Raw genomic sequence first — 12115 nt, 5'->3', positions numbered from 1 at the left:
GAGTGGTCCATGGAGGCGAACAGGGAGCGGCTGCGGACCCCGCGGGCGGCGGGGCTGGCCGGCATCGTGTTCGCCGTGCTGCTGGCGGCGGCGATCGTGCTGATGCGGATCGCGATTCCGGAGGGTGCCGTACCGACCGGTGCGATCAGCCCCGACCGCAAGCGGGCCGTGCGGGTGGCGTTGGAGCTGGTGCCGTTCGCCGGGATCTTCTTCCTGTGGTTCATGGGCGCGCTTCGTGCCCAGGTGGGGGAGGCGGAGGACAGGTTCGTCGCGACCGTGTTCCTGGGCAGCGGACTGGTGTTCGTGGCCACCCTGTTCGGTGCCGCCGCGGCGGCCGGGAGCATCCTGGTCGATCAGCAGCCGTCGCAGTTCGGCCGCGACTTCGCGTACACCCTGCTGACGACGTACTCCATGCGGATGGCCGCCGTCTTCATCTTCACCACCTCGCACATCGGCCGCAGGCTCGGGGTGTTCCCGCGCCCCTACGCGCTCGTCGGGTACGCGGCGGGCCTGGTGCTGTTGTTCGCCGGGCCGGGCTTCCCCTGGTCCGAGATGGTGTTCCCGGTCTGGTCCGTGATCGTCAGCATCCATCTGCTCAGGCTCCGCCTGCGGCCACGGACCGAGGCATCCACGGCCGGGCCGGTGTGACGGCTCCCGTCATTCCGGAGGACCGCCGTTCACTCCACCGGTCCATCCCGGCGCGCGGAGTCCCGCCCAGGAGCCCATGGTGATACGGAGAGTGACTAGTCACGGGAAGGGCTGATCCGGGTGAGACTTGTCGTCGATCTCAACCGATGCCAGGGCTATGCGCAGTGCGCGTTCCTCGCACCGGACGTCTTCGAAATGCACGGCGAGGAAGCGCTGCTGTACAACCCTGACGCCGACAAGGCGCAGCGCGACGCGGTGCTCCGGGCGGCGGCAGCCTGTCCGGTGCAGGCAATTCTCGTGGACGCGGTGGACGGGGCGGACGCCGAGGCCACCGCTGGTGCCCAGGGGGCCTCCCATGCCCGGTGAAGCATTCCTCGACTGGCTGAAGCGTGAGGGGCGCGTCGTCGTCGTCGGCGCGTCGCTGGCCGGGCTGCGCGCCGCGGAGACCCTCCGGGACGAGGGCTTCGCCGGCTCGCTGACACTGATCGGCGACGAACCGTACGAGCCCTACGACCGCCCCCCGCTGTCCAAGGGCGTCCTGCTGGGCCGCGCCACACCGGACCACACCGCGCTGCCCCGCCGCCGCGCCCTGGACGCCGAGTGGCGGCTCGGGGTCCCGGCGGCCGGTCTCGACATGGCGGCCCGGCGGGTACGGCTGGCCGACGGCGAGGAGGTGCCGTACGACCGGCTGCTGATCGCCACAGGCGTACGGGCCCGTCCATGGCCGCACGAGACCGAAGCCGAACTCGATGGGGTCTTCGTGCTGCGCACCCGCGACGACGCCACCGCGCTCCAGAAGCGGCTGTCCGCGGGCCCCCGCAGGGTGTTCGTGATCGGCGCGGGCTTCACCGGCTCGGAGATCGCGTCTGCCTGCCGTGAGCGCGAGATCGAGGTCACCGTAGCGGAGCGCGGCTCGGCGCCGCTCGTCGGAGCGCTCGGCGGTGTGGTCGGACAGGTCGCCGCCCAACTCCAGCAGGAGAACGGCGTGGACCTGCGCTGCGGAGTGATGGTCACCGGCCTCGAGGGCGACACCGCGGGCCGGGTGCGAGCAGCCCACCTGTCCGACGGCACCAGCGTGGAGACGGACGTCGTGGTCGTCTGTCTCGGCGCCACCCGCAACACCGAGTGGCTCGCCGGGTCAGGGCTCGGCGCGGGCCCCCGCGGTATCGCCTGCGACGCGGGCTGCCGGGCGTTCGACATCCGGGGCATCGTCACCGACGACATCTTCGTGGCCGGTGACGTGGCACGGTCCCCGCACCCGCTGTTCGGCTATCAGTTCCTGTCCCTGGAGCACTGGGGCAACGCGGTCACCCAGGCCGAGACCGCCGCACACAACATGCTCTGCGACAGCGTCGACCGCCGCCCCCACATGTGGGTACCCGGCTTCTGGTCCTCCCAGTTCGGGGTGAACATCAAGTCGGTCGGCGTACCGTCCATGGGCACGGAGATCATCGTCTCGCAGGGCTCGCTCGCCGAGCGGCGGTTCGTCGGTGTCTACGGCTACCAGGGGCGCGTCATCGGCGCCGTCACCTTCGACCAGGCCCGCTGGTTGCCGTTCTACCAGCACCTGATCGAGACGACCGCGCCCTTCCCGCCGAAGTTCCCGACGGTGGACCGGCGCCCCGAGGGGCAGCGCCCGGTGTCTGCCGACTTCCCGGACCCCTCGGTGCCCTCCCACGGGCCGACCGTGACCCTGAGCGGGTACTCGCCGTCCGACCGGCGGATGAGCTTCACCCCTGGCCGGTAACGAGGCCGTGAGCGACCCGAAGGACAGGTCATGACCCAAGGCAGCCAAGAGAGCCTGCTGCGGCAGATCCTCGACTACAGCAACCGTCACGACCCGTATCCGCTCTACGCGGAGCTGCGTAAGACCCCGGTCCACAGCGACGGCGACGGCTCCTTCGTCGTGAGCACCTACCACGAGATCCGGAGCCTGCTCCACGATCCACGGGTCAGCTCCGACCCCCACAACCTGAACGTGCCCGGGGACCCCGGGTTCGACGCGCAGGACGAGTCGAGCCTGCCGCCCAGTTTCATCCGTCTCGACCCCCCTGAGCACGACCGGCTGCGCCGGATGACGAACTCGTCGTTCGGACCGCCCCACAGTCCGCGCCGGATCTACCAGATGCACGGTGAGCTGGAGGAGATCGTCTCCGGCCTCATCGACGGGATCGGCGACACGGAACACCTCGACCTGGTCGAGAAGTTCTCGTACCCGTTCCCGGTGACCGTGATCTGCCGGCTGCTCGGTGTGCCGCGTGAGGACGAGTCGCGCTTCCACACCTGGGCGGACACCCTGGCGGCCAGCCTGGACCCGATGCCAGGTCAGGACCCGACCGAGCGGAACAAGATCACGCAGCAGGCCCGTACGGAGCTCGGCATGTACCTGGCCGGGCTCATCGAGGAGCGGCGCAAGAACCCCAAGGACGACATGCTCTCCGAACTGGCCACCCTCCGCGGGCCGGACGGATCCATGTCGACCATGGAGCTGCTGAGCACAGCGGCACTGCTGCTGATCGCCGGCCATGAGACCACGGTCAACCTGATCACCAACGGGATGCTGACCCTGCTGCGCAACCCCGACCAGCTCCAGCGGCTGCGCGAGAACCCGAAGCTCGCGGTTCCCATCGTGGAGGAACTGCTGCGCTTCGAACCACCGGTGCAGCTGGTGCCGAACCGGACCACCCTGGCGGACATCGACATCTGCGGTGTCACCATTCCCAAGGGCGCCTCGCTTTGGCTGGTCGTGGCCGCGGGCAACCGAGACCCCCAGCGCTTCGACCACCCGGACCGCTTCGACCCGGACCGGGGCGACATCCAGCACCTGGGCTTCGGCAGCGGCATCCACTCCTGCTTCGGCGCCCCGCTCGCCCGCCTGGAGGCCCAGCTCGCATTGAGCGAGCTCGCCCGCAGGCTGGTCAACCCCCGACTGCTCGAGGACCCGCCCGAGTACCGGCAGAACGCGGTCTTGCGCGGGCCCCGTCATCTGCCCATCGCCTGCGACGGCATCCGGGGCTGAGGGCTGTCCCCCTTCGCCGTCGCCGCACTGGGCGGTGTCCTCGAGCTGTCCATGGACGAGCTGGTGACGCACTGCGTACCCGCATCCACGCCCGGACGGACCTACGCGGCGTAGTCTCCCGACCGTGGACCTGAAGAAGCTCGACCGCGCCAAATACCTCAGCCTCACCACCTTCCGCAAGAACGGGACGGGTGTCGCCACACCCGTGTGGTTCGCCGTCGACGGCGGTGAGATCTACGTCTGGACCCGCTCCGACTCGTGGAAGGTCAAACGGCTCCGCAACGACGGGCGGGTGACCGTGGCCCCCTGCGATGTGCGGGGCAGGGTCGCCGACGGCGCGCCTGTCGAGGAGGGGGCCGCGCGGCTGCTGGACGACGCGGAGCTCAAGAAGGTGCGGCGGCTGCTCGCCCGCAAGTACACCTGGCAGTTCTGGCTCATCGACTGGCCTGCCGCCGTCGTGCGTCGCGGCAAGCGGCCTCACACGGGCATCGCAGTGACGCTGCGGACACGTTGAGCAATCCGCACCGTCCGCGAAAACTGCGCGTAGCCGTACCGTAACGCGGCTGGGGTGCAATGCCTGCCGGCGGGTGACGGAGGGCGGGCGGCGATGACGGTGGACCAACTCCCGATGGACATAGCGGTTTTCGCACGATATCTCGGGGAGCTGACGGAGCGGCTCGATCGGGAAGCGGGCTGGTACGGGGTGTTCTGGCGGCGTGACCCCGAGGGGCTGGCGGCCTGCCTCCGGGGTGCGGAGATCCCGCCCTGGGACGTGGTGGAATCACTGCTCCTGGATCTCGGCGCGGGGCAGGCCGAGAGCGAGAACGCCAGCGCGCTGCACAATGCCGCGGTCACCGCTCACGACCTGCGCGCGGGTGGGCACGACGCCCTGCGGGAACGCCTGGAGCTGATGCACCGGGAGCGGGCCGCTGCGGCGGCCCGCGGCCAGGAGCTGCTGCGCCGGCTGGCCCTGCTCGCCGAGGGCTCCCCGGGCCACCAGGCCCTGGCTCATGAGCTGTCCTGGGTGAACGACGACCATGCGCGTGCCGCGGCCCGCTGCGCGGAACTCTCGGCCCGGCTGGCCGCGTTGCCGGTGGACGACCCCGGTTCCGGGGGATCGGAGTCGCGACCGGCGGGTCCGGACCGGCAACCCGTCCCGGAATCGGCCGGCTCCTCGTTCCACCCAGGTGGCGACCGGAACGAGCAGCCGGGCCCCGACCCGACGCAGCCCGCTGCCGCCCCGCCCGCCTCGCCCGCGCCGGGCGGTGAGCGCCGGAGGCGGGGGTGGAGCGGGCCGAAGCGTCGCTCACGCGGCGCCCGCTACGCCCCTCCGGGCGGAGCCGACCCGGTGCCGGGCGAGCCGTTGGCCGATGCCGTTCCTCCGCTGCCCATGGCCGGAACGCGACCGCGCGGGGCGCGGTTCGGGAGCGGCGGCGGTCGCGATGACGAGCGGGAGAAGGCCCCGGCAGGGCCGGCCACCGGACAGCCGGACGTCCAGGCGCGCCGCGCCGCTGCCGAGACCGTGGCGGTGCTCAGCCGGTTGCGCGCCGAGGGGCGCGGCGGCGAGGCACACGCCGTGCTGTGTGAGGCGGCCACGCGCCCCGCCGCCTGGCTGCCGGTGCTGGGCGACGAGCTGCACCGGTCCGGACTCGGCGCCGACTGGGCCACCCTGCTGTGGGAGGCCGCGTCGCTGCCGCCCGCGCATCTCGCTGCCGCCGCGCAGGCGCTGGGCGCGGCGGGCCGCGCGGACGACTGCCGGTATCTGCTCCGTCAGGGCGTCGCCCGTCCGCCCGCCGAGATCGCCGAAGCCGTGCTCGCGCTCGACGACGCCGGGGGCGAGGAGGAAGCGAACTCCCTGCTCAGCGCGTTCGTACGAGCCCGTGCGCCCGAGGACGCCGCACAGCTCGCCGCCTCTGACCCGCGCGGCCTCGTGCCGCGCCTGCTGACCGCGGCCCGTGCCGTGTCACCCGACCGGGAGCGCGATCTGGTGCATGCTCTGCGCGTCGCAGGACTCCTCGGCGCCTGAAAAAGTACGGTATACGCTGATTGTCGACCGCTGAGGTGCGAACATGATCGACACTGCGGGTTGACGGTGATGGTCTTGCCCCAGTGTGTGACGGGGCTTACGTTCTCCTCCTACGTATTGCATCTACGTGCGTAGAGGCTCTCTGACGTCTTGTCGAAGGAGCAGCTCAATGACCAATGTCGTACGCGCCGCACTCGTCCAGGCGACCTGGACCGGCGACACGGAGTCGATGATCGCCAAGCACGAGGAGCACGCCCGCGAGGCCGCACGCCAGGGCGCGAAGGTCATCGGATTCCAGGAGGTCTTCAACGCCCCGTACTTCTGCCAGGTCCAGGAGCCCGAGCACTACCGCTGGGCCGAACCGGTCCCGGACGGCCCCACCGTGCTGCGGATGCGCGACCTCGCCCGGGAGACCGGCATGGTGATCGTGGTCCCGGTGTTCGAGGTCGAGGGCACGGGCTTCTACTACAACACCGCGGCCGTCATCGACGCCGACGGCACCTACCTCGGGAAGTACCGCAAGCACCACATCCCCCAGGTGAAGGGCTTCTGGGAGAAGTACTACTTCAAACCCGGAAACCTGGGCTGGCCCGTTTTCGACACCGCCGTGGGCAGGGTCGGGGTCTATATCTGCTACGACCGCCACTTCCCGGAAGGCTGGCGCCAACTCGGACTCAACGGTGCCCAGTTGGTCTACAACCCATCGGCCACCTCGCGCGGTCTGTCGGCCTATCTCTGGCAGCTCGAACAGCCCGCCGCCGCTGTCGCCAACGAGTACTTCATCGCCGCCATCAACCGCGTCGGCCAGGAGGAGTACGGCGACAACGACTTCTACGGCACCAGCTACTTCGTGGACCCCCGCGGCCAGTTCGTCGGTGAAACCGCAGGCGACAAGGGCGAGGAACTGATCGTGCGGGACCTGGACTTCGGCCTCATCGAAGAGGTCAGGCAGCAGTGGGCGTTCTACCGGGACCGCAGGCCCGACGCCTACGAGGGACTGGTGCAGCCGTGAACGACCTGTACGAACGGCACCGCGCCGTCATCCCCGACTGGGTCGCCCTCTACTACCAGCACCCCATCGAGATCACCCACGGCGAGGGACGGCACGTCTGGGACGCGGACGGCAACCGCTACCTGGACTTCTTCGGCGGCATCCTCACCACCATGACCGCCCACGCACTCCCCGAGGTCACCAAGGCGGTGAGCGAGCAGGCCGGGCGGATCATCCACTCCTCCACGCTCTACCTCAACCGCCCGATGGTCGAGCTCGCCGAGCGGATCGCGGCCCTCTCCGGCATCCCCGACGCCCGGGTCTTCTTCACCACATCCGGCACCGAGGCCAATGACACGGCCCTGCTACTGGCCACGGCGTACCGCAGGTCCGGAACGGTCCTGGCGATGCGCAACAGCTACCACGGCCGCTCCTTCTCCGCCGTGTCCATCACCGGCAACCGCGCCTGGACCCCCACCGGACTCTCCCCGCTCCAGACGCTCTACGTCCACGGCGGTATCCGCACCCGGGGACCGTACGCCCAGCTCTCCGACGCGCGGTTCATCGACGCCTGTGTGGCCGACCTCGAGGACCTGCTCGGGCAGACCCGTGATGTCGCCGCGCTGATCGCCGAACCGATCCAGGGCGTCGGCGGCTTCACCTCACCGCCCGACGGGCTGTACGCGGCGTTCCGCGAGGTGCTCGACCGGCACGGCATCCTCTGGATCTCCGACGAGGTGCAGACCGGCTGGGGCAGGACCGGCGACAACTTCTGGGGCTGGCAGGCCCACGGTCAGAACGGGCCGCCGGACATCCTCACCTTCGCCAAGGGCATCGGCAACGGCATGTCCGTCGGCGGTGTGGTCGCCCGCGCCGAGGTCATGAACTGCATCGACGCCAACTCCATCTCCACCTTCGGCGGTTCACCGGTCACCATGGCGGCGGGCCTCGCGAACCTCGCGTACCTCCTGGAGCACGATCTCCAGGGCAACGCCCGGCGCGTCGGGGGAATGCTGCTGGAACGGCTGCGCGCCATCGGCGCGGCGATCCCGGAGGTACGCGAAGTGCGCGGCCGTGGGCTGATGGCCGGGGTGGAGCTCGTGAAGCCCGGCACGGACCAGGCGAACCCCGAAGCCGCCGCCGCTGTGTACGAAGCGGCCCGTGAGAGCGGCCTGCTCATCGGCAAGGGCGGCGCGCACAACACCAGCGTGCTGCGGATCGCCCCACCGCTGACGCTAACCGTCGCGGAGGCGGAGGAGGGCGCCGCGATCCTCGAACGGGCCCTGCGCAGCCTGTAGGCATCGCCCAGTCCATCCCTTTCAGAGACCGGGAAACCCCATGAGCAACCGCACCCTGATCCGCGGCGGACTCGTCATCACCGCCGCGGAGGAGACCCACGCCGACGTACTCGTCGAGGACGGCCGTATCGCCGCCCTGGCCGCACACGGCTCGGGAGCCGCCGAGAGCTGGACCGCGGACCGCACCATCGACGCCACCGGGAAGTACGTCATCCCGGGCGGCGTCGACGCCCATACGCACATGGAGCTGCCGTTCGGCGGCACCTTCGCCTCCGACACCTTCGAGACCGGCACCCGCGCCGCCGCCTGGGGCGGCACCACCACCATCGTGGACTTCGCCGTCCAGTCCGTCGGCCAGGGGCTGCGCGAAGGACTCGACGCCTGGTACGCCAAGGCCGACGGCAACTGCGCCATCGACTACGGCTTCCACATGATCCTCGCCGACGTCAACGAGTCCTCGCTCAAGGAGATGGACCTGCTCGTCGAGGAGGGGGTGACCTCCTTCAAGCTCTTCATGGCCTATCCGGGCGTGTTCTACAGCGACGACGGGCAGATCCTGAGGGCCATGCAGCGGGGCACCGCCAACGGCGGGCTGATCATGATGCATGCCGAGAACGGCATCGCGATCGACGTGCTCGTCGAACAGGCCCTCGCCCGCGGTGAGACCGATCCCCGCTACCACGGCGAGGTCCGCAAGGTGCTCCTCGAGGCCGAGGCAACGCACCGCGCCATCCAGCTCGCCCGGGTCGCGGGCGCGCCCCTCTACGTCGTGCACGTCTCCGCGGAGGAGGCCGTCGCCGAGATCGCCCAGGCACGGGGCAAGGGCCTGAACGTCTTCGGTGAGACCTGCCCCCAGTACCTGTTCCTGTCCACCGACAACCTCGCGGAGCCCGACTTCCAGGGCGCCAAGTACGTGTGCAGCACACCGCTTCGGCCGAAGGAGCACCAGGCGGCGCTCTGGCGTGGCCTGCGCACCAATGACCTCCAGGTCGTGTCCACCGACCACTGCCCCTTCTGCTTCACGGGACAGAAGGAGCTGGGCCGGGGCGACTTCTCCAAGATCCCCAACGGTCTGCCGGGTGTGGAGAACCGGATGGACCTGCTCCACCAGGCGGTGGTCGACGGTCACATCACCCGCCGCCGCTGGATCGAGATCGCCTGCGCGACCCCTGCCCGGATGTTCGGGCTCTATCCGAAGAAGGGCACCATCGCGCCCGGTGCCGACGCGGACATCGTCGTCTACGACCCGACCGCCACCCAGGTCATCTCCGCCGAGACCCACCATATGAATGTCGACTACTCGGCGTACGAGGGCAAGCGCGTCACCGGACGGGTGGAGACGGTGCTGTCGCGCGGTGAGACCGTCATCGACCAGCGGGAGTTCACCGGCCGGGCCGGGCACGGTGTCTACGTACCGCGGTCCACCTGCCAGTACCTGAACTAGCAACGAGCAACGACCCTGAATCGGGAGGCCCCTCAGTGGACTTCGGACTCGTCCTGCAGACCGACCCGCCCGCGTCGGAGGTCGTCGGCCTGATGCGGCGCGCGGAGCGCAACGGTTTCCGCTACGGCTGGACATTCGACTCGGCGGTGCTTTGGCAGGAGCCGTTCGTCATCTACAGCCGCATCCTGGAACACACCCAGACGCTGCACGTCGGCCCCATGGTCACCAACCCGGGCACCAGGACCTGGGAGGTCACCGCCTCCACCTTCGCGACCCTCAACGAGATGTACGGCAACCGCACCGTCTGCGGTATCGGACGCGGCGACTCGGCCATGCGGGTGGCCGGCCGCAAACCCAACACCCTGGCCCGCCTCGGCGAGGCGATCGACGTCATCCGCGACCTCGCCGAGGGCCGGGAGGCCCTGGTCGACGGTCAGCCCCTGCGACTGCCCTGGGTGCAGGGCGGGAAGCTGCCGGTATGGATGGCGGCGTACGGCCCGAAGGCCCTCGCCCTCGCCGGGCAGAAGGCCGACGGCTTCATCCTCCAGCTCGCCGACCTGTATCTGACCGAATGGATGGTGAAGGCGGTACGGGACGCCGCGGCGCAGGCCGGCCGCGACCCTGACGCGGTCACCATCTGCGTCGCCGCGCCCGCCTATGTCGGTGACGACCTGGCCCACGCCCGCGACCAGTGCCGCTGGTTCGGCGGGATGGTGGGCAACCACGTCGCCGATCTCGTCGGCCGCTACGGCGAGCACTCGGACATGGTGCCCGAGGAGCTGACCGCCTACATCAAGGAGCGCCACGGCTACGACTACAGCCACCACGGACGGGCAGGGAACCCGTCGACCGACTTCGTGCCCGACGAGATCGTGGACCGCTTCTGCCTGCTCGGACCGCCGCAGGCGCATGTCGAGAAGCTCCAGGCGCTACGCGAACTGGGCGTGGACCAGTTCGCGGTCTACAACATGCACGACGCCAAGGAAGTCACGATCGACGCCTACGGCGCGGAGATCATCCCGGCACTCAACCGCTGACCCGCTCACTCCCTTTCGCTGAAAGCCCACCGCCGACAGGGTCCCCCGACCCCCGCTGAAGGGTCCAGCCCATGACCGCGCCCGTCCCCCCGGCCCCTCCGACCCACGACCCGGAACAGCTGGCCGACGCCCATGGCCGGGTGGAGCTCGTGCCCGGGGCGGTCCCCGACGATGGCCGCTTCGTCAACGGGGACCTGCTCCCCGTACCCGTCGCCAAGCGGCACTGGACCACGTACAACTTCGCCGCGCTCTGGGTCGGGATGGCCCACAACATCCCGTCCTGGCTGCTCGCCTCCGGTCTTGTCGCCCTCGGCATGGACTGGAAGCAGGCGGTGTTCACCATCGCGCTCGCCAATGTGATCGTGCTGGCGCCGATGCTGCTCACGGGGCATGCCGGGCCCAAGTACGGCATCCCCTTCCCGGTGCTGGCGCGTGCCTCTTTCGGCGTGCGCGGCGCCAACCTCCCCGCGCTCATCAGGGCCGCGGTCGCCTGCGCCTGGTTCGGGATCCAGACCTGGATCGGCGGGCAGGGCATCTTCATCCTGCTCGGCAACATCTTCGGCGGCTGGGCCAAGGCGTCCGAGATCGCCGGGCAGCCCTGGACTCTCTGGCTGTGCTTCGTGGTCTTCTGGGTGCTCGAACTGGGCATCATCTACCGGGGAATGGAGACCCTGCGCCGGTTCGAGAACTGGGCGGCGCCGTTCGTCATCGTCGGCGCGCTGGTGCTGCTGGTGTGGATCGCGAACAAGGCCGGCGGCTTCGGCCCCCTGCTCGACCAGCCGTCCAAGCTCGGCTGGGGACCGGAATTCTGGACGGTGTTCTTCCCCTCCCTCATGGCGATGATCGCCTTCTGGTCCACGCTGTCCCTGAACATCCCGGACTTCACCCGATTCGGCGCCGGACAGCGGGCGCAGATCTGGGGCCAGACAATGGGGCTGCCGACGACCATGACGCTGTTCGCCCTGCTCTCGGTATTCGTGACCTCCGGTTCCCAGGCGGTGTACGGGGTGCCCATCTGGGACCCGGTGGAGCTCGCCGGAAAGACCGACAACGTCTTCGGACTGCTCTACGCCCTGATCACCGTGCTGGTCGCGACGATCTCCGTGAACATCGCGGCGAACGTGGTCTCGCCCGCGTACGACCTGTCCAATCTCGCCCCGCGCTTCATCAACTTCCGCAGGGGCGCGCTGATCACGGGCGTGGTCGGCGTGCTGATCATGCCGTGGAAGCTGACCGCGACCCCCGAGCTCTACATCTTCACCTGGCTGGGGCTCGTCGGCGGACTGCTCGGCACGGTGGCGGGCATCCTGATCGCCGACTACTGGATCATCCGCCGCACCCGTCTCCAGCTGGCCGACCTCTACCGGCCAGAAGGCGCGTACTGGTATGCGGGCGGCTGGAACTGGCGGGGTGTGGTCGCCTTCGCCGTGGGCGGCATCCTGGCGATCGGCGGCTCCCATTCCGCGCCGGGCAAGGGGCCCTTTCCCGAGGACGGGCTGATCCCCTTGCTCAAGCCGCTCGCCGACTACGGCTGGGCGGTGGGGCTCGCCGCGTCGATGGCGCTGTACACGCTGCTGATGCTGCCGTCGCGGCGCCAGGTGTCACAGGAGGTCCCACACGGGAGGTCCCACGGGTGAGCACGGCGCCGCCTC

11 protein-coding genes are annotated in these 12115 nt (G+C 69.9%); all 11 read left to right on the top strand.

Annotated features, from left to right (window positions below; genetic code table 11):
• The first annotated feature begins 9 nt into the window (after positions 1 to 9).
• Positions 10 to 648: a hypothetical protein gene (locus ABZ532_RS15240; protein ID WP_361282753.1), complete on the top strand. Its 639-nt coding sequence runs from the start codon at positions 10 to 12 to the stop codon at positions 646 to 648.
• A 120-nt stretch (positions 649 to 768) separates the two neighbouring features.
• Positions 769 to 1014, top strand: a complete 246-nt coding sequence (locus tag ABZ532_RS15235) for a ferredoxin (protein WP_361282751.1) — start codon at positions 769 to 771, stop codon at positions 1012 to 1014.
• Positions 1004 to 2395 carry an FAD-dependent oxidoreductase gene (locus ABZ532_RS15230; protein WP_361282749.1) on the top strand — a complete coding sequence of 464 codons (1392 nt, stop codon included), beginning with the start codon at positions 1004 to 1006 and terminating at the stop codon, positions 2393 to 2395. Before ABZ532_RS15235 ends, ABZ532_RS15230 begins: the two co-directional genes overlap by 11 nt.
• Before the next feature lie 30 nt (positions 2396 to 2425).
• The gene (locus tag ABZ532_RS15225) at positions 2426 to 3667 is read left to right on the top strand and encodes a cytochrome P450 (RefSeq protein WP_361282747.1); all 1242 of its coding nucleotides are present in this window, start codon (positions 2426 to 2428) and stop codon (positions 3665 to 3667) included.
• Positions 3668 to 3791: 124 nt separating this feature from the next.
• Positions 3792 to 4181, top strand: a complete 390-nt coding sequence (locus tag ABZ532_RS15220; RefSeq protein ID WP_361282745.1) for a PPOX class F420-dependent oxidoreductase — start codon at positions 3792 to 3794, stop codon at positions 4179 to 4181.
• Positions 4182 to 4274: 93 nt separating this feature from the next.
• Positions 4275 to 5693, top strand: a complete 1419-nt coding sequence (locus ABZ532_RS15215; protein WP_361282743.1) for a hypothetical protein — start codon at positions 4275 to 4277, stop codon at positions 5691 to 5693.
• 169 nt (positions 5694 to 5862) lie between these two features.
• Complete coding sequence (locus tag ABZ532_RS15210; RefSeq protein ID WP_361282741.1) at positions 5863 to 6705, top strand: nitrilase-related carbon-nitrogen hydrolase; 843 nt, start codon at positions 5863 to 5865, stop codon at positions 6703 to 6705.
• On the top strand, positions 6702 to 7982 hold the full coding sequence (locus ABZ532_RS15205) for an aspartate aminotransferase family protein (protein WP_361282739.1): 1281 nt from the start codon (positions 6702 to 6704) through the stop codon (positions 7980 to 7982). The genes ABZ532_RS15210 and ABZ532_RS15205 overlap by 4 nt, the downstream gene beginning before the upstream one ends.
• 40 nt (positions 7983 to 8022) lie before the next feature.
• Positions 8023 to 9426, top strand: coding sequence for a dihydropyrimidinase (gene hydA / locus ABZ532_RS15200; RefSeq protein ID WP_361282737.1), 1404 nt, complete (start codon positions 8023 to 8025; stop codon positions 9424 to 9426).
• A gap of 35 nt (positions 9427 to 9461) precedes the next feature.
• Positions 9462 to 10463, top strand: coding sequence for a TIGR03842 family LLM class F420-dependent oxidoreductase (locus ABZ532_RS15195; protein ID WP_361282735.1), 1002 nt, complete (start codon positions 9462 to 9464; stop codon positions 10461 to 10463).
• 71 nt (positions 10464 to 10534) lie between these two features.
• Positions 10535 to 12100, top strand: a complete 1566-nt coding sequence (locus ABZ532_RS15190) for an NCS1 family nucleobase:cation symporter-1 (RefSeq protein WP_361282733.1) — start codon at positions 10535 to 10537, stop codon at positions 12098 to 12100.
• The last annotated feature ends 15 nt before the right edge of the window (positions 12101 to 12115 follow it).

The sequence above is a fragment of the Streptomyces sp. NPDC019396 genome (assembly GCF_040632375.1).
In the GTDB taxonomy this organism is placed as follows: domain Bacteria; phylum Actinomycetota; class Actinomycetes; order Streptomycetales; family Streptomycetaceae; genus Streptomyces.
This window is presented reverse-complemented; position numbering and strand designations above follow the sequence as displayed.

Coding starts and splice junctions, on each gene's coding strand:
- ABZ532_RS15240 (WP_361282753.1), top strand. CDS start 10: ATGGAGGCGAACAGGGAGCGGCTGCGGACCCCGCGGGCGGCGGGGCTG.
- ABZ532_RS15230 (WP_361282749.1), top strand. CDS start 1,004: ATGCCCGGTGAAGCATTCCTCGACTGGCTGAAGCGTGAGGGGCGCGTC.
- ABZ532_RS15225 (WP_361282747.1), top strand. CDS start 2,426: ATGACCCAAGGCAGCCAAGAGAGCCTGCTGCGGCAGATCCTCGACTAC.
- ABZ532_RS15215 (WP_361282743.1), top strand. CDS start 4,275: ATGACGGTGGACCAACTCCCGATGGACATAGCGGTTTTCGCACGATAT.
- ABZ532_RS15210 (WP_361282741.1), top strand. CDS start 5,863: ATGACCAATGTCGTACGCGCCGCACTCGTCCAGGCGACCTGGACCGGC.
- hydA (WP_361282737.1), top strand. CDS start 8,023: ATGAGCAACCGCACCCTGATCCGCGGCGGACTCGTCATCACCGCCGCG.
- ABZ532_RS15190 (WP_361282733.1), top strand. CDS start 10,535: ATGACCGCGCCCGTCCCCCCGGCCCCTCCGACCCACGACCCGGAACAG.